15 protein-coding genes and 1 tRNA gene are annotated in these 17,625 nt (G+C 35.1%); 10 read left to right on the top strand and 6 right to left on the bottom strand.

Going from position 1 to position 17,625, the window contains the following annotated elements; all coding sequences use genetic code 11:
- Positions 1–2: 2 nt before the first annotated feature.
- Positions 3–1,232: a BamG family beta-barrel-assembly machinery protein gene (gene bamG, locus ABEB31_RS04860; RefSeq protein ID WP_347050220.1), complete on the bottom strand. Its 1,230-nt coding sequence runs from the start codon at positions 1,230–1,232 to the stop codon at positions 3–5.
- Entirely contained in the window at positions 1,225–1,959 is a 735-nt protein-coding gene (locus ABEB31_RS04855) for a type III pantothenate kinase (protein WP_347050219.1), read from the bottom strand. The genes bamG and ABEB31_RS04855 overlap by 8 nt, the downstream gene beginning before the upstream one ends.
- A gap of 99 nt (positions 1,960–2,058) precedes the next feature.
- Between ABEB31_RS04855 and ABEB31_RS04850 the strand changes: the two genes are divergently transcribed.
- The 8 genes from ABEB31_RS04850 (at position 2,059) to ABEB31_RS04820 (ending at position 6,030) form a co-directional block, all read left to right on the top strand.
- Positions 2,059–2,131: transfer RNA gene (locus ABEB31_RS04850), tRNA-Phe, on the top strand.
- 49 nt (positions 2,132–2,180) lie between these two features.
- Entirely contained in the window at positions 2,181–2,468 is a 288-nt protein-coding gene (locus ABEB31_RS04845) for a GIY-YIG nuclease family protein (RefSeq protein ID WP_347050218.1), read from the top strand.
- Between the two features lie 91 nt (positions 2,469–2,559).
- On the top strand, positions 2,560–2,847 hold the full coding sequence (locus ABEB31_RS04840) for a GIY-YIG nuclease family protein (RefSeq protein ID WP_347050217.1): 288 nt from the start codon (positions 2,560–2,562) through the stop codon (positions 2,845–2,847).
- A 91-nt stretch (positions 2,848–2,938) separates the two neighbouring features.
- Positions 2,939–3,034 carry a GIY-YIG nuclease family protein gene (locus ABEB31_RS21685; RefSeq protein WP_430408225.1) on the top strand — a complete coding sequence of 32 codons (96 nt, stop codon included), beginning with the start codon at positions 2,939–2,941 and terminating at the stop codon, positions 3,032–3,034.
- Between the two features lie 283 nt (positions 3,035–3,317).
- The gene (locus ABEB31_RS04835; protein WP_347050216.1) at positions 3,318–3,605 is read left to right on the top strand and encodes a GIY-YIG nuclease family protein; all 288 of its coding nucleotides are present in this window, start codon (positions 3,318–3,320) and stop codon (positions 3,603–3,605) included.
- Between the two features lie 90 nt (positions 3,606–3,695).
- A complete protein-coding gene (locus ABEB31_RS04830; RefSeq protein WP_347050215.1) occupies positions 3,696–3,983 on the top strand; it encodes a GIY-YIG nuclease family protein in 288 nt (95 codons plus the stop codon).
- A 318-nt stretch (positions 3,984–4,301) separates the two neighbouring features.
- The gene (locus ABEB31_RS04825; RefSeq protein WP_347050214.1) at positions 4,302–5,795 is read left to right on the top strand and encodes an MFS transporter; all 1,494 of its coding nucleotides are present in this window, start codon (positions 4,302–4,304) and stop codon (positions 5,793–5,795) included.
- A 10-nt stretch (positions 5,796–5,805) separates the two neighbouring features.
- Positions 5,806–6,030: a DUF6814 family protein gene (locus ABEB31_RS04820; RefSeq protein ID WP_347050212.1), complete on the top strand. Its 225-nt coding sequence runs from the start codon at positions 5,806–5,808 to the stop codon at positions 6,028–6,030.
- An 86-nt stretch (positions 6,031–6,116) separates the two neighbouring features.
- Here ABEB31_RS04820 and ABEB31_RS04815 read toward each other — a convergent pair whose 3' ends face one another.
- The 4 genes from ABEB31_RS04815 to ABEB31_RS04800 form a co-directional block, all read right to left on the bottom strand.
- Complete coding sequence (locus ABEB31_RS04815; RefSeq protein ID WP_347050211.1) at positions 6,117–8,993, bottom strand: alpha-amylase family glycosyl hydrolase; 2,877 nt, start codon at positions 8,991–8,993, stop codon at positions 6,117–6,119.
- 84 nt (positions 8,994–9,077) lie between these two features.
- Positions 9,078–10,172 carry a SusE domain-containing protein gene (locus ABEB31_RS04810; protein WP_347050210.1) on the bottom strand — a complete coding sequence of 365 codons (1,095 nt, stop codon included), beginning with the start codon at positions 10,170–10,172 and terminating at the stop codon, positions 9,078–9,080.
- 19 nt (positions 10,173–10,191) lie between these two features.
- On the bottom strand, positions 10,192–11,796 hold the full coding sequence (locus ABEB31_RS04805) for a RagB/SusD family nutrient uptake outer membrane protein (RefSeq protein ID WP_347050209.1): 1,605 nt from the start codon (positions 11,794–11,796) through the stop codon (positions 10,192–10,194).
- A gap of 35 nt (positions 11,797–11,831) precedes the next feature.
- Positions 11,832–14,813: a SusC/RagA family TonB-linked outer membrane protein gene (locus ABEB31_RS04800; protein WP_347050208.1), complete on the bottom strand. Its 2,982-nt coding sequence runs from the start codon at positions 14,811–14,813 to the stop codon at positions 11,832–11,834.
- 236 nt (positions 14,814–15,049) lie between these two features.
- Between ABEB31_RS04800 and ABEB31_RS04795 the strand changes: the two genes are divergently transcribed.
- Together ABEB31_RS04795 and ABEB31_RS04790 are read left to right on the top strand one after the other, a co-directional pair.
- Positions 15,050–16,081, top strand: a complete 1,032-nt coding sequence (locus ABEB31_RS04795; protein WP_347050207.1) for a LacI family DNA-binding transcriptional regulator — start codon at positions 15,050–15,052, stop codon at positions 16,079–16,081.
- A gap of 176 nt (positions 16,082–16,257) precedes the next feature.
- The gene (locus ABEB31_RS04790) at positions 16,258–17,613 is read left to right on the top strand and encodes an MFS transporter (RefSeq protein WP_347050206.1); all 1,356 of its coding nucleotides are present in this window, start codon (positions 16,258–16,260) and stop codon (positions 17,611–17,613) included.
- Positions 17,614–17,625 lie beyond the last annotated feature (12 nt).

Raw genomic sequence — 17,625 nt, 5'->3', positions numbered from 1 at the left:
GTTTATTGGAATTTACTCTTAACAAACCATCTGTCATTAAAAGAAAAACTCAAACTAAAATTTACATAATTTTCCTGAACTAAATCTGCAGAAGTTGTACCTCTTTTACCAAATTCGATTCCAACATTTACATTTGAAAATGATCCCGGAACCGGAATTCCTGCTCCTAAGGACATTCCGACATCTTTAATAGACTCGTTATTTACAATTAAACCGATTTTTTCATATTTCAAACCAGCTCGGTACGTGATTCTGCTCATGTAGCTTGTAAAAGAGTTATAATTCGGAAGGTAATAACCTCCAAGAGCGTATTTAGAATAGCTTTCATAACTAACATTGCTTGCCGAATTATAGTAATTCGCCAACTGTCCGTCTCCCTGAAAAGTCATATTGGCACCAACTAACCATTTTCTGGCTTCACCAATTCCTAAACCAATACTTAGTTTATTAGGAAGCTTTAATTTGGTAGCATTTACAGGAGAAACATAAGGCTCCGGATCTCCCTGAACAGAAATTACTCTGGTATTATCTGAGTTTAAATTACTCGCAAACGAATAACTCAAACTGGAAAATATACTTATTTTTTTATCTATTTTTTTCTGATACATGGTTCCAAAACTAAATGCGGTACCCGATAATTCTGAAGTATTTACCTCTGCAGTACCGTTTTGAACACCTGTAACAGCTTCAACACTTGTTGTTGTGATTTTTCCGAAATTATATTGAACGTCTGCCCCAATATTCCAGCCACGCATAATTTTATAAGACAAACCAAAATAAACCTTATTTATCCCGCCTTTACCGTCAAGCTGCTCACTTACTCCGTTTTCTACTGCAGACTGATCGGTTAAAATTTTATAACCTACAGAAGTTACTGGTATCAATCCGAAAGCGGCACCAAATTTCCCCATCGGAATTCCCATCGCCAAATAATCAAAAGTAGAACGTTGTGCTTTCTCAGATTGAGTGCTTGTTTTCAAATTAGACGTTGCAAATGTACCTCCAACAGTAAAAGTTGTTTGTATCAAACTAGCATAACTCGCCGGATTCTCTATATTTAAGTGAATTGTATCCTGCTCCACTGCCACTCCAGCCATCGATCTGTTTTCAAGAGTTCCTTTGAACCTCACATCTCCTATTCCAAAGAAAGAATAAGGTGAAGCTGTACCCTGTTGAGCGAATGAAATGAACGATATAAGCAAACAAGCGCTTAGTATTACTTTTTTAATCATTGTCGATTTTATATTGATATGTTTGGTTCAAACTCTCTAAGAGGAAATTTGAATTGGCAAATATGGTATTTTTTAATCGTTTAGCCAAAAATTCTGCATCACCTCCCGTTAAAATTATGATAAAATTTAAAATCTCTTTTCGATATTCATCGATAAAACCGTCAATCTCATAGACGAAACCATTGACAACACCAGAATGTATCGCCTGTGCTGTGGTATTTCCTATGTAACTTTCGGGTGATTCTAATGTTAATAACGGCAGTCGGGCCGTGAAATTATGAAGTGATTCATATCGCAAACGAAGTCCGGGAGAGATAGCACCTCCCAAATAATTATCATTTTCGTCGATGAAATCGTAAGTAATGCAAGTTCCGGCATCTATAACTAACCGATTTTGTTTCGGAAATTGCAATGTCGCTCCGGCCGACAAAATCATTCTGTCTATTCCCAAAGTTTTGGGTGTGGCATATTTATTATGGAAAGGAAAAATATCTTCATGAGTAAAAAAATGAACTTTTAGACGATTTTCTAAAGACAAAAAAGATTGTTTTTCAATATTTCCGACAGAAGCCACGACGAGATCGGAGCATTTTGGATATTTTTTTAAAATATTTTCAATTTTATTTTCGAAATTTTTCTTTTCAAAAACAAAATTTTCAATAGCGTTATCACCCTCAAATACAGCCGCTTTAATTCGTGTATTACCAACATCAACAGTTAAAATCATATTTCTATTATTGCTTTTGCGAAGATACGAATTGATTTTTTCTAAAAAATGTTTTGCACAAACCAAAAATCATTATATATTTGCACCCGCAACAAGCACGGTACCTTAGCTCAGATGGTAGAGCAATGGACTGAAAATCCATGTGTCCCTGGTTCGATCCCTGGAGGTACCACGAAACCCACTCAATCGAGTGGGTTTTTTGTTTTTAATAAAATTTATAAATGCATTATCTCTACATTCTTTATTCTAAATCGTCTCAAAAGTTTTATATTGGCGAGACTAATAATTTAGAAGAGAGAATTTTAAAACACAATAATCACTCCTATTCCAATTCGTTTACTAAGATTGCTGATGATTGGGAAATTGTTTTGACTTTTAGCTGCAATAACCGAGAAGAAGCTTTATATCTAGAAAGCTTTATTAAAAGAATGAAAAGCAAAACCTTTAACAACAAAATAATTAGTGACCCATCGATTCTAAATGAAATTTTATTGAAGAGAAAATCATAATGTGTCCCTGGTTCTCCCGAAGCCTCGGGACTGGAGGTACCACGAAACCCACTCAATCGAGTGGGTTTTTTGTTTTTAATAAAATTTATAAATGCATTATCTCTACATTCTTTATTCTAAATCCTCTCAAAAGTTTTACATTGGGGAAACTAATAATATAGAGGAGAGAATTCTTAAACACAATAGTCACTCCTATTCCAATTCATTCACTAAGATTGCTGATGATTGGGAAATTCTTTTGACTTTTAAATGTAAAGATAGAGATGAAGCACATTATCTCGAAAGCTTTATCAAAAGAATGAAAAGCAAAACCTTTAACAACAAAATAATTAGTGACCCATCGATTCTAAATGAAATTTTATTGAAAAGAAAATCATAATGTGTCCCCGGTTCTCCCGAAGCCTCGGGACTGGAGGTACCACGAAACCCACTCAAACGAGTGGTTTTTTTGTTTTTAATAAAATTTATAAATGCATTATCTCTACATTCTTTATTCTAAATCCTCTCAAAAGTTTTATATTGGAGAGACTAATAATTTAAAAGAGAGAATTTTTAAAACACAATAATCACTCCTATTCCAATTCGTTTACTAAGATTGCTGATGATTGGGAAGTTGTTTTGACTTTTAGCTGCAATAACCGAGAAGAAGCTTTATATCTAGAAAGCTTTATTAAAAAAATGAAAAGCAAAACCTTTAACGACAAAGTAATTAGTGACCCATCGATTCTAAATGAAATTTTATTGAAAAGAAAATCATAATGTGTCCCTGGTTCTCCCGAAGCCTCGGGACTGGAGGTACCACGAAACCCACTCAAACGAGTGGTTTTTTTGTTTTTAATATTTCTTATAATGCACTATCTATATATACTTTTTTCACAATCCTCTCAAAAGTTTTATATTGGCGAGACTAATAATTTAAAAGAGAGAATTTTAAAACACAATAATCACTCCTATTCCAATTCGTTTACTAAGATTGCTGATGATTGGGAAGTTGTTTTGACTTTTAGCTGCAATAACAGAGAAGAAGCTCTATATCTTGAAGGTTTTATTAAAAGAATGAAAAGCAAAACCTTTAACGACAAAGTAATTAATGACCCATCGATTCTAAATGAAATTTTATTGAAGAGAAAATCATAATGTGTCCCTGGTTCTCCCGAAGCCTCGGGACTGGAGGTACCACGAAACCCACTCAAACGAGTGGTTTTTTTGTTTTTAATATTTCTTATAATGCACTATCTATATATACTTTTTTCACAATCCTCTCAAAAGTTTTATATTGGCGAGACTAATAATTTAAAAGAGAGAATTTTAAAACACAATAATCACTCCTATTCCAATTCGTTTACTAAGATTGCTGATGATTGGGAAGTTGTTTTGACTTTTAAATGTAAAGATAGAGATGAAGCACATTATCTCGAAAGCTTTATCAAAAGAATGAAAAGCAAAACCTTTAACAACAAAGTAATTAGTAACCCATCGATTCTAAATGAAATTTTATTGAAAAGAAAATCATAATGTGTCCCCGGTTCTCCCGAAGCCTCGGGACTGGAGGTACCACGAAACCCACTCAAACGAGTGGGTTTTTTTATACTTTTTAATTAACCGCAAAGTTCCCAAAGAAAAAATGCAATCCCGAGGCTTCGGGATCGCTTTTTTCTTTGTGTACCCTTATGACTAAATTTTATTCCTATTATATTAAATGTTTTAAAATCAAAATGTCAACAAATAAGTAGTTTTTGTTAAAAAAGTATTAAGTGAATAAAAAAATATCATCTATATTCGTAAAACTGTATTTTTAGATTTCAATTATTAATAAGATCTCAAAGTTGTTTTATGAGCAAAACTTCTACTAAGGGCATTTGGAAAGTAATTTCAGCCTCTTCTATGGGCACCATGATCGAATGGTATGATTTTTACATTTTTGGCAGTTTGGCTGTCGTTATTTCAACAAAATTTTTCCCGACTGATAATCCGACCGCGGCATTTTTATCTACCTTGGCCACATTTGCTGCCGGATTTGTTGTTCGCCCCTTTGGAGCTTTATTCTTTGGGAGATTGGGCGATATAATTGGCCGCAAATATACTTTTATGGCCACCTTATTATTAATGGGTGGCTCTACATTTTTAATTGGCTGTATTCCGAGTTACGAATCGATTGGTTTTTTTGCTCCGCTGCTAGTACTGATTTTACGTTTACTTCAGGGACTTGCTCTTGGAGGTGAATATGGCGGTGCGGCGACCTATGTCGCAGAACATGCTCCAGCCAATCAAAAAGGATATTGGACTTCCTGGATTCAGACTACTGCTACTGTGGGTTTGTTTATTTCTTTGATGGTTATTTTGGCAACCAAAAACATTTTGTCAGCAGAAGATTTTGATCTCTGGGGCTGGCGTGTTCCGTTTTGGGTTTCTATTGCAATGGTTGGCGTTTCTTATTTAATCCGCAAAAATATGGATGAATCTCCTGTTTTCGCAAAAGCAAAAAAAGAAGGCACAACCAGTACAAATCCGTTAAAAGAAAGTTTTGGAAACCGGTACAATTTAAAATTTGTTCTCCTCGCGCTCTTTGGCGCTACAATGGGACAAGGCGTTGTTTGGTATACTGGACAATTCTATGCAATGAGTTTTATGAAAACGGTTATGAATGTTGACTCCTCACAAGTAGATGAATTATTAGGAATTGCCCTTTTAATAGGTACGCCATTTTTTATTTTTTTCGGATGGCTGAGCGACAAAATTGGCCGTAAATACATTATGATGTTTGGAATGCTGCTCGCTATCCTATCCTATAGATCCATCTACAAAGAGATGTACAATACAACTGATGTTAAACAGAAAACAGAAATCCTGGAAAATCCGATGGAGACAACGGAAGATAAAGAAGATGGAAGTTCTGTTACTACGCTTCAGAAAAAATACACTGATGGCACAACCGTTATTGAGAAAAAAACGTACATACCTAATAAAGAAGTACAATCAAGTATTTCAATCACAATAAATTCAAGCGATAAATGGACTTTAATTTTCCTGGTTTTTATTCAGGTATTATTTGTAACGATGGTTTATGGACCGATTGCCGCATTTTTAGTCGAAATGTTTCCAACTAAAATTAGATACACTTCGATGTCGCTGCCGTATCATGTTGGAAATGGTATTTTTGGCGGATTACTTCCTGCCATTTCTACCTATTTTGTATCGCATGCTAAAACAGCAGGAAAAGCCGATTTTTATCTGGACGGATTATGGTATCCTATCGTTATTGCTGGAATATCCTTTGTAATTGGAATGATTTATATTGACAACAAAAACAAAATTACTCACCTTTAAAATTTAAAAAATGAATGCGATTAAACAGATTTTAGGGGCTTTATGGATTGCCTTAGCAGTAGCGGCTGCCTATTTTTGCGTATTTGAATTTGGCTTACCAAAACTACTTTCAGATCAACAGGAAGATTTAGTATTTGGAGCCATTATTCTTTTTATTCTTACACCGCTGATCGTTATGGGTTTAGGAACATTTGGATATTATTCTTTAATTGGAGAGTACAATAAAAAGAGATAGACCAAACCATTATAATAAAAGGGCTGTCTATTTTTCATGGAACAGCCCCTTTACGTTACTAACCTAACCAAAATCTTCTAAAAGATTTATTTTTTAATAAATTTCACAACCTGAAACTTATTGTTTTCATCAATTGCTTTTACCAGATATACACCCGATGTTAAATCACTTACGTGAAATTGAAAATCAGAACTTCCAGCAGAATCGAAAGTCCTTACAATTTGCCCGTTCATCGAATAAATCTGCACTTTTGAACTTGCAAAACTCAGTGTAAAATAATTTGCAACCGGATTTGGATACAAACTGACCATATTTTCTTTCTCAAAATCTTCTATTGCCAAATTTGCCTGTTTATTGCCATAAATTCTATATTCTCCAGGCGCAAGATTTACAGCCGCATTAACATCTGTTACATTGACATTAGAATTATCCATTAAATTAAACCAGGATCCTGCATACTGAAATCCGGGAATGATATTTTGAGAAGTGGTATCAAAATTTGCTAAGATTACAACATCTTTTAACTGAGTTGAAGTCAAATTACTATTCGTAATTTTAATATTTATAGTTAACGAATTTGCATCAGACATTGTGGCTGTTCCTAAAAACACAGGTTCTGCTTTTTTAAGCGTAATCATCTTTGCCCAATCGTTATAAATTTTATTTCGGTTAGAATCGCCAAGCCAGTTCTCTGTCCACTGCGGCTGCGGTTTTGTATCTAATTTACAATCGCCCGGAATTGTTACAGATTCATCATTTACACTTCCGTTATTACAGCTAAAGATAGAATCATCCATTCCTAATTCTCCAAAATGCCAAATCATTTTTGGACCCGGAATTAGCAATGAAACCGCTCCGATTGCCGACATTCTTGACAAAGCCGTGTTTAGATTTTTTACATTATACGTTCCGTTCACCGCTCCATATTGCACATTTTTATACATGAGACGTTCTTCATCATGACTTTCGGCGTATCCCATTAAACGATTTGCTGTAAATCCATGACTGGAACTACTCATTCTGAAAATATTGCTGTCAGACAAATAGCCCATCGATAATTGATTGTAGGCATTTGTCATTTTCCCCCACATCATAACTCCTTTGCTTGGAGACTCTGCTATGCGATAATTTGCCCATTGTTGTTCTTCTGTATCCGAACCTAAATGCTCAAAAATGGTATAATGTGTCGGATCCAGACTCCAGGAATAATCTGCATATTTTTTTAAGACATCTACTCTATCCTGCTGATATTTATTTGTACAAGGTTCGTCAGATCCCGAACAAGCCTGCGTAAATCCTTTGGTTAAGTCCCAACGAAAACCATCGATTTTGTATTCTTCGATCCATTGTTTAATAACACGATTTACATAATTTTGAGTTTTAAGCGATTGATGATTGAAATCTTCTCCAACACTATACGTATGTTTTGCAACCGTATTGAAATAAGGATTTTCTGTGGTTGGAGATCCAAAACCGTCTCCATCCGGATCATTCATCCACATTCTAACCATCGGATTTCTTCCGAAAGCATGATTTAAGGCAACGTCTAGGATTACGGCAATTCCGTTTTGGTGACACAAATCTATAAATTCTTTTAATTTGTCTGAAGTCCCGTAAAACTTATCTAAAGCCATGTGAAATGAAGTATTATAACCCCAGCTTTCATTGCCTTCAAATTCCATTACAGGCATTAACTCAATAGCATTTATTTTTAAATTTTTAAAATAATCTATTTTATCTATTAGACTCTGATAACTCCTTGCTGCATCAAAATCACGGACTAAAACTTCATACACTACCAATTTTTCTTTTTCCGGTTTTGTAAAATTAGTTACCTGCCAATTGTAAGTCGTCTGCCCTGTTTTTAAAACGGTAACTTCAAAATTTTGACCAGCAGGATAAACCGGCATATTGGGATATTTAACTGAAGGAATATAAGGATCATCATAAGGAGAAAGCACCAATGTAGAATACGGATCTGCGGTTTTAACCATCGCTGGCGAACTGGCCAGTGGTGTTGCATCGACAACCCAGTATTGATAGGTATTATTTGCTCCTGAAACTAACCCATTTAATTCTAACCAGAATTTACCCGAAGCGGGATCCTTCTTCATGGCATAAGCCGATGTAGGCTGCCAGTTATTAAAGCTTCCGGCAACGTAAACAAAATCTTTAAGAGGTGCATCTAAAACCAAAGTAGCTTTTGTAGCATCAGCAGAATTATAATTAATTCCATCAACCAAACCTGCAGGCATCGCTTCTGCAACCGTATTGGGATTTACCACAACTGAAAACTTCTTAACTATTGTTGTTCCTCCCTGCGTTACGGTCAGTTCGTAACTTTGGTTGGTTGTTATATTGGTATGAGTATAAGAATAGTTTGCTGTAGCGCCATTAGAATTTAGTACAGTTCCGTTTGATTTTAAAGAATAACTGGCATTACCACTTGTATTTGTGGCCGAAACTATAAAGTTTGCACCCGAAGAGATAATCGAAGTACTGTTTTCTATTGGAGAATTTAAAGAAACCTGGAAAGAACCGACTTCAACATTAATATCCTGCGATTTTTTGTCCCCTGTCGCATCTTTAGTTTTAACAAGGAAACCAATTCTTCCAATACCATTTCTGGAAAAATATACAGATGGTGTAATAGTTTTGGTATAAGTATCTGTTCCTGCATTATATGTAAACTTACTAGCTTCGTTTGAGGCTGTCCACGAACCATTAGACGGGCTGTCAGATTGATTGGTATCATTTACATCATAGGACCAGGACCAAAGATATAAAGCATGAGTTGTGGTAATTCCCCATGAGGTTTCATTAACACTGCTTCCATTAATAGTAATAGTAATAGGAGTAGTATCTTCAAATGTAGCGGGGCTTATTGAATATGTGACTTGCTGAATCTGAGCAGAAACAGTTACTGCCATCAATAAAAATAGTGTTAGTAAAATTCTTTTCATAATGATTGTGGTTTGTTTGGTTAGTTAGTCTGATTAAAAAAGGGCTATCACGAGATAGCCCTTTTTTAGTTATTAACTGAAGTTTTATTGATTTGGAATCATCAAATAACTTCCGTCTAAATCATTGAAATAAATTACATATTTAGATTTTGCTACTGGTATGTTTTCGCCGTTTCCTCCTCCTGAAAAAGAAGTGGTTCCTCCCCACGAAACATCCCAAGCATTATTTGCTCTGAATTTTAGTCCTCCATCATTTAATGATGTTGCACCCAAAGTCCAGGCGTGCGAGTTGAAAGAAGATTTAGCCATTGCCGTAGAATTATCCCAGGCACCTGGTGTACTATCTCCAATTATACCCACTGTTGTGTATGCTTTTGCAATTGCAACGGCATCAGTGTAAGGTGTTAAAGTATAGCTCAAAGTTGCGGTATTGAATTCGAAAGTATAATATCCATCTGCAGGAATTGTAAATTCCCCCGCATTATTTTTGATTTCAATTGCACCACTTCCTGCATTTCCTAATTGAGAATCCCAGCTTCCTTTTTCAGAAATTAACTTAAAGTTACCCGCTTTAAAATATCCTGTAAACTTATACTTATTAGCCAATTTACCATCTCTGAACATTGGCTGATGCGGAGTATCTACATTATTATCCCATCCGCCAGCTACTGCTGCACCAATTAAATACCAATCTGTAAATGCGTAAGTAACTTTACCAAGAAAAGGAGTCACACTAATAGTAACTATCGTTTTACCCGATTGCATAAAGCTGCCTGCAACACTTGAAGTTATCTTCACATCGTACATTGCGGTTACTTCAGGTTTTCCACCAAGATCAACAGCTGCCTGATTTAAATCTTTAACCAATATGGATGCCTCTGTAACACCATTGGTTGTAGCAAGTGTTTTAGCCGCAGTAAAATCTCCACCTTTTTTATCAATTAATAAAGTATATTTCACAGCTACATCTGTAGAATATTCAGCTGCTGACCAAGTAAATTTAGCAGCTTCTTCCTGTGCTTTATTAACATCCAGAACATAAGTCTGTCCTGTTGTCGGTGCCGTTATTTCAGGAACGCCAACAGTATCAAGAATTGGTCTTTCGTCAACAGAATCTGCGTTACACGATACTGCTAAAACACCAACAAATGCGATTAAAATTTTATATATATTTTTCATTTTACTGTTCTATTAGATATTAGTATCCTGGATTTTGCTTCAATGTAGGATTCGCCTGTATAGTTTTAGCAGGAATCGGCATTAAATCTCTAAAGGATTCTGTTGCCACACCATTCATAGTTCCACCTTTCCATTGCCAGATTTTAGATCCTCCTGTGAATTTTCCAAAACGAATTAAATCTGTTCTTCTGTGGCATTCCCAGAATAACTCTCTACCTCTTTCTGCAAGGATAAAATCAAGATTTAAATCTGCACTTGTTATTTGTGATGCTTCTGCTCTTGTTCTTAATTGGTTTATGTAACCAACAGCAGTAGCAATATTTCCAGTGCTTGCACCTCTAACTACAGCTTCAGCATACATTAAATAAGCATCCGATACACGAAAAACAGGAAAATCTGTATCTGGTATTTCTGTTCTTTGAGCTGGAGAACCATCAGATTTTTTGTTTATGTATTTAGTTACAGCATATCCATCTGTAAATGTTGATACATTTGTAATATCTAAAGCTTGTCCATCAGTGTGGAATGTTCCTCTTTTATCTCCGGTAGCAGTCGCGTCAGGAAAAAGGCCAACAAATTCTTTACGGGCTCTTGTACCGAACCATCCTCCGTCCATTCCTCTGGAAGCTGCATCAATACTTCCTCCGATAGAAGCGTGAATAATAAAACTCATTCCTCCACCAGTAGCTCTAATAGCATTTCCATCACTGATAATTGGGAAGATAAATTCATTTTGAGCTCCATTTTTATCATTATCTGCTGAAAACAAATAAGAATAAGGAACATTTGCAAATGTGTATCCAGAGTTAATTATTTCAGTACATAAAGTTGCTACTTCATTATTTCTTTCAGTTCCGGTATATACTTTAGAATTTAGATAAATTTGAGCTAATAAAAATTTAGCTGCTACTTTATCAACTCTACCATATTCATTTGATCTTGCGTTAGCCAGGCTGCTATCTAAATCTTTCAATTCAGACTCTACAAAAGCAAATACTTCTGCTCTTGTTTTCTGTACAGGATAAAAGAATCCAACTGGGTCAGCCTCGGTTGTAATTGGCACATTTCCAAACAAATCCATTAGATTTACATAAGAGTAAGCTCTTAAAAAACGAGCCTCAGCTCTAAATGTTGCAATTTCTGATTTTAAGCTGGCATCAACACCTCTTGCCTGTAATTTCTCATCTGTTGTTTGTCTTAAAAACTCGTTTGCTAAACTAATATGGTAAGAAGCTCTGGAATAAGTTCCGTACAAAAACTCATTTACTGGCGACCAGGTTTGAGTATTTAATGTTGGCAAAGTACCATCAGCCCAAGCAATAATTGCTTCATCTGTAGGTAATTCCTGCGTTACAAAAAGTAAACGTAAGTAACTACTAAAGTCGCCACCCAAACCAGAAATATCTGCAGAACCATCCCCGTCATTACCACCTACATATAATCCAGCATATAATTTTGCTAAAACTTGTTTGTAAGAAGCCGGATCCTGAAAAAAAGTTTCTGATAAAAACTCATCGTCATCTTTTGGTGTTACGTTTAAATCGTCAGTACACGAAGTAAGCGTCATACTTATTCCTAATATAAATAGGAAGAAATAAGATATATATTTAAATGATACTTTCATTTTGTATGTTTTTAATTTTGTTTTTCAATGTACTATTAGAAACTTGCATTTACTCCAAACAAGAATGTTCTTGCTCTTGGATAAACGTTACCATCAATTCCGTTGAATTTCTCCGGATCTAACCCATCATATTTTGTAAGTACAAAAACGTTTTGAACACCTGCAGAGAATCTTAAAGAAACATCTTTTAATAAAGATTTATCCAAAGTATATCCGACAGTTACGTTATCTAATTTGATAAAAGAAGCATCTTTTACATAGTAATTAGATAAATAACGTTGTGTTCCGTTATCTTCAAAAGTAAATCCAGTATTTAAATAATCCGAACTTATGTTAGATAAATCTGTTTGTCTTCTTAAACCAGCATCAGAATATCCTAAGTTAGAATTTACGTTATCATAAATATAATTTCCTAAACTTGCTCTCCAGTTCATTGTAAAATCAAACTTTTTGTAATTTAAAGTTGAGAATAAACCAAATGTATAATCTGCCGTTGGTTTTTTATATTTGTAACGGTCGCTAGCATCAATTTTACCATCTGCGTTTCTGTCCACATAAGCACCTGCAATAGGATTTTTGTTAGCATCATACAATTGTTCGTAAACGAAGAATGAATTTGGAGCAGATCCAACTGTGTTAATTAATATTTTGTTTCCATTTCCTCCTTTAATATTATCTCCCACTTCATAACCTTGAAAGCCTTCAACAGTTTGACCTAAACTTTCAATTTTCTGATCTAAATAAGTAGCATTAACAGCAACATTCCACGTTAGATTATCATTCTTTACAACATCAGATTGTAAACTAAACTCAAGACCTTTTGTTCTTAAATCACCAATGTTATTGAACCCCTGATTTCTCAAGTTAGCACCATCCGGAACTAATACATCCGCTAATAAATCTGTTGACTTTTTATCAAAATAGTTGATGGAACCAGTAATTCTATCATTTAAAAATCCAAAATCAATACCTACGTTCATCTCTGCTAATTCTTCCCATTTGATATTTTGGTTGTATCCTTCAGGTCGGGCAGTTCTGTAAACAACACCATTAAATATATATTGAGTACTAACCGTACCTAGTGTAACTCTTCTTAAATAGTCATACTGAGCAGAAATATCCTGCTGACCAGTTGTACCGTAACCAAGTCTTAATTTTAATGTCGAAATTGTACTGTTATCTTTTAAGAAAGCTTCTTCAGCAATATTCCATGCAAAAGCACCTCCCATAAAATTACCCCATCTGTTTTCTTCAGAAAAACGTGAAGTTCCGTCTCTTCTATAGTTTAAAGTCAATAAATATTTACTATCCCAACCTAAGTTTAAACGACCAAAATACGATTGTAAATTGATGTCCGGATCTGTAATAACATCTTCATTTCTACTGGAAGCCGGCTGAGTTAGCGCTCCAGATTGGTATTTTTCTTTTTGGAACAACTGATAGTTGTATCCGGCTGTAGCATCTAATTTTAGTTTTCCTAAATTTTTGCTATAAACAAAATAAGTATTTAAATTTTTATTTTGAAGATCGTCAGTATAAGTATCATTGTTTCCTAAATTTACCCAATTTCCAGAACTAAAAGGATTTGGCTGATAACCTAAAGCACTTTCTGTACTCTGTCTATTGTAACCGCTACTGTCAAATCTGTCAATACCTGCTTCTGCAACAAATCTTAAATCTTCAAAGAAATGAAATTTATAATCTAAACTAATATTACCCCATTTTCTTGTAGATTTAGATCTTTTATCTTCCTGATTTAATCTTGCAAGTGGATTTTTAGCTGGTAATAATGCTAAATTTCCATTCGGTTCCAACCATTCAAAATAACCTCCGTAACGAGAACCTGACGAATAAGGAGATTGTGTAGGATCATAACTTATTGCTGAACCAATTACAGCATCTTCATCTTGGAATCTGTTTTTACTGAATGATAAATTTCCGCTAATATCAATTTTTAAATGATTATCAAATAAAACAGGGTTTAACGATATCGATGTCGTAGTTCTTTCAAAAGATGTGTTTCTTAAAATTCCAGGATTATCAACGTTTCCAACAGATAAACGTACAGGTAACTTATTGAATAAGGCACCACTTACAGAAATATTATTGTTTGTTGTTAAAGCTGTATGAAAGATTTCATTCTGCCAGTTTGTACTTGCAGTTCCCATTAATGCTTTTTGAGCATCTGATCCTTTTGTATTTACAAAATTGCGGAATTGATCTGCACTTAAAACATCAACTGTATTGGCAATAGTATTAACACCAACTTGTGAGCTGAAGTTTACTTTTACACCACCTTTAGTCCCTTTTTTAGTTGTAATTACAATTACACCATTTGCTGCGCGAGAACCATAAATTGCAGCTGCGGAAGCATCTTTAAGAACTGTAAAAGACTCAATATCATTTGGATCAATTGTAGATAAGATACTTGTTGCCCCACTCGGCACCGCATTACTTAACGGAAGTCCGTCCAAGATAATTAACGGATCATTCGATGCACTCAAAGAAGATCCTCCACGAATTCTAATATCTGCTTTTGCACCAGGAGCTCCTCCACCAACAACATTAACACCTGCAATACGCCCACCGATTAAACTTTCAGGAGTAACGTTAATACCTTTGTTAAATTCTTTTGCTGAAATTTGAGAAACAGAACCCGTTGCATCCTTTTTCTTAACGGTACCGTAACCTACTTGTACTACAACTTCCTGAAGTTGGTTCGTATCTTCTTCTAAAGACACATTTAATGTTTTTTGTCCGGCGAAATCAATCGTTTGCGTTTTGTATCCAATAAAAGAAATAACGATTTTGTTTCCGCTTCTAACATTTGACAGTTGGTAGTTCCCATCAAATCCTGTAGATGCTCCATTTGGTGCACCTTGTACATTTACATTTACCCCCGGTATTGGCTGACCTGTCGCTTTATCAACAACAGTCCCGCTTAAAGTGCTTTGAGCTAACACAGTAAACGGCAACAAGAGGAATAAAAATAACAACTTTTTGTAAATTGTTTTCATACTTTTTGTTTAAATTAGTTTTGAGTTTTTGATTGTTAGTTAAGTTTTTAATTTTACTTCGAATTTCAAAATTATGAATTTATTAACATGCTCGACCAGAGTCAATTTATTATGGGTTACGAAAACGTGGTAGTGTTGAAAACTTTCTATATTTTGTAATCTTTTCAGTCAAAAATTATCAATTCTAAAAATATTAGATACCTTTATTAATAATTAGATTTTTTTCATATAAAAGCATGAAACGTAAAATAACCTTAAAACAGATTGCAAAGGAACTCGATGTATCAATTTCAACTGTCTCAAAATCACTGAGAAACAGCTTGGAAATTGGTGAAGAAACGAGAGAAAAAGTGCAGGCTTTTGCAAAGTTTTACAACTACAAACCCAACAATATTGCCCTTAGTTTAAAAAATCGAAAAACCAAAAGTATTGGTATTATCATTCCGGAAATTGTACATTATTTTTTCTCCACTGTAATCAACGGAATTGAGCAGGTCGCAAACGAAAATGGCTATAGTGTAGTGATCTGTTTATCGGATGATTCTTTTGATAAAGAAGTCCTGAATATGGAGATGCTGGCTAACGGAAGTATCGATGGTTTTATCATGTCTCTTTCCAAAGAAACTCAATACAAAGGTGATTTTCATCATATTACAGAAGTTATAAATCAGGGAATGCCAGTTGTAATGTTCGACCGCGTGACCAATGATATTTTGTGCGACAAGGTTATTATTGATGATAAAGCAGCTGCGTACGAAGCCGTTCAGAGCTTAATTGATAACGGACGAAAAAAAATAGCTTTAGTAACAACTGTTGATTATGTAAGCGTTGGAAAATTGAGAACCGATGGTTACGAAAAAGCCCTACTGGACAACGGATTACCCTTTAACGAGGATTTAATTATAAAAATTGAAGACGTCGATACCTGCGAAATTACGATCAGCGAACTTTTACATGCCAGAGCTTTTGATGCCGTTTTTGCTGTAAATGAACTTTTTGCAGTAACAATTATCAAAACAGCAAGCAAAATGGGGCTTAAAGTTCCTGAAGACTTGGCGGTAATTGCGTTTACAGACGGAATCATTTCAAAATACTCTACGCCAAGTATTACAACTGTTAGCCAAAGCGGTGAAAAAATGGGTAATAAAGCAGCTAAAATGCTGATTGAAAGACTTGAAGCCGAACATGAAGATGGGGAAGAAGAAAACGAAAACTATACAACAGAAGTAATAGAAACGCATTTGATAAAAAGAGAATCTACCGACTAATTTTCTTAAAATCAACACTTTCTAAAGCCATAACTAATATTTATGGCTTTTTTATTAGTATTAATAAAAAAATAATTAATACTTTTACGCCTGTCAAGGCTTTTACTTTTACTTCGAAAAAACAGTAAGTTTTGATAAGCAAAGCGCTTATCGTATAATTTTTACAAATTACGATAATGGAAAAGCGTAAATTAAGTTTCTGGGAAATTTGGAACATGAGTTTCGGTTTCTTAGGAATACAAATGGGATTTGCACTGCAGAATGCAAATGCCAGCAGAATTCTTCAAATTTTTGGTGCCGACGTACACGAACTTTCGTGGTTCTGGATTATTGCTCCCCTGATGGGATTAATAGTTCAGCCTATTATTGGTCATTACAGCGATAAAACCTGGGGAAGATTCGGAAGACGAAAACCTTTCTTTTTAGTGGGAGCCGTTTTAGCTTCTGTGGGATTAGTTTTAATGCCGCAGGCTAATATTTTTATTTCTGTTTTACCAGCTTTATGGGTTGGAGCCGGAATGCTAATGATCATGGACGCTTCTTTCAATATTGCAATGGAACCTTTCCGTGCATTGGTTGGAGATAATTTAAGAACAGATCAGCGTACTGCAGGCTTTAGTATCCAGACTTCATTAATTGGTTTTGGAGCCGTTATTGGTTCAGCACTGCCATACGTTTTAACAAAATGGTTTCATGTTTCCAACAGTGCTGTTCCGGGAAGTGTACCGTTGAATCTGACTTTGTCCTTTATTATTGGAGCAGCAGTTTTAATTGGTTCAATTTTAGTAACATTATTTTCGACAAAAGAATATTCTCCACAGGAATTAGCCAATTTTGAAGATCCTCAAAACGAAGCAGAAATCAGAGAAGAAGAAAAATCAAAACTTACAGACATCTTTACAGATTTTGCAAAAATGCCAACTACAATGCGTCAGCTTAGCTGGGTGCAGTTTTTCTCCTGGTTTGGTCTGTTCGGAATGTGGGTTTTTACCACACCGGCAATTGCACATCACATTTATGGCTTGCCTTTAGAAGATACTTCAAGTCAGCAATATCAGGACGCCGGCGACTGGGTCGGAATTCTGTTCGGAGTTTACAATTTAGTTTCAGCCATTATCGCGCTATTTTTTCTCCCTTACATCGCCAAAAAAATCGGACGAAAATCAACGCATTCTCTCTCTTTAGTCATTGGAGGAATCGGATTAATTTCCATTTATTTTATGCCTAATGAAGACTGGGTTGTTCTCCCAATGGTTTTAATTGGTGTGGCTTGGGCAAGTATTCTGGCAATGCCATACGCTATTTTGGCGGGATCTATAACGCCTAAAAAAATGGGTGTTTATATGGGAATCTTTAACTTCTTTGTGGTAATTCCGCAGATTGTAAACGCACTTATTGGCGGCCCAATTGTTAAATATCTTTATAATGGAGATGCAATTTATGCTTTAATTACCAGCGGTGTCAGCTTTTTAATTGCCGCAGCTCTGGTTTACAAGGTAAAAGACGTAGACGACATCAACATAAAATCCTAAATAAGAACCACT

This window comes from Flavobacterium olei, assembly GCF_039749035.1.
Taxonomy (GTDB): Bacteria; Bacteroidota; Bacteroidia; order Flavobacteriales; family Flavobacteriaceae; genus Flavobacterium; species Flavobacterium olei.
Note: the sequence above shows the minus strand (reverse complement) of the source record. Positions and strands in the feature narration are given on the sequence as shown.

Coding starts and splice junctions, on each gene's coding strand:
- bamG (WP_347050220.1), bottom strand. CDS start 1,232: ATGATTAAAAAAGTAATACTAAGCGCTTGTTTGCTTATATCGTTCATT.
- ABEB31_RS04855 (WP_347050219.1), bottom strand. CDS start 1,959: ATGATTTTAACTGTTGATGTTGGTAATACACGAATTAAAGCGGCTGTA.
- ABEB31_RS04845 (WP_347050218.1), top strand. CDS start 2,181: ATGCATTATCTCTACATTCTTTATTCTAAATCGTCTCAAAAGTTTTAT.
- ABEB31_RS04840 (WP_347050217.1), top strand. CDS start 2,560: ATGCATTATCTCTACATTCTTTATTCTAAATCCTCTCAAAAGTTTTAC.
- ABEB31_RS21685 (WP_430408225.1), top strand. CDS start 2,939: ATGCATTATCTCTACATTCTTTATTCTAAATCCTCTCAAAAGTTTTAT.
- ABEB31_RS04835 (WP_347050216.1), top strand. CDS start 3,318: ATGCACTATCTATATATACTTTTTTCACAATCCTCTCAAAAGTTTTAT.
- ABEB31_RS04830 (WP_347050215.1), top strand. CDS start 3,696: ATGCACTATCTATATATACTTTTTTCACAATCCTCTCAAAAGTTTTAT.
- ABEB31_RS04825 (WP_347050214.1), top strand. CDS start 4,302: ATGAGCAAAACTTCTACTAAGGGCATTTGGAAAGTAATTTCAGCCTCT.
- ABEB31_RS04820 (WP_347050212.1), top strand. CDS start 5,806: ATGAATGCGATTAAACAGATTTTAGGGGCTTTATGGATTGCCTTAGCA.
- ABEB31_RS04815 (WP_347050211.1), bottom strand. CDS start 8,993: ATGAAAAGAATTTTACTAACACTATTTTTATTGATGGCAGTAACTGTT.
- ABEB31_RS04810 (WP_347050210.1), bottom strand. CDS start 10,172: ATGAAAAATATATATAAAATTTTAATCGCATTTGTTGGTGTTTTAGCA.
- ABEB31_RS04805 (WP_347050209.1), bottom strand. CDS start 11,796: ATGAAAGTATCATTTAAATATATATCTTATTTCTTCCTATTTATATTA.
- ABEB31_RS04800 (WP_347050208.1), bottom strand. CDS start 14,813: ATGAAAACAATTTACAAAAAGTTGTTATTTTTATTCCTCTTGTTGCCG.
- ABEB31_RS04795 (WP_347050207.1), top strand. CDS start 15,050: ATGAAACGTAAAATAACCTTAAAACAGATTGCAAAGGAACTCGATGTA.
- ABEB31_RS04790 (WP_347050206.1), top strand. CDS start 16,258: ATGGAAAAGCGTAAATTAAGTTTCTGGGAAATTTGGAACATGAGTTTC.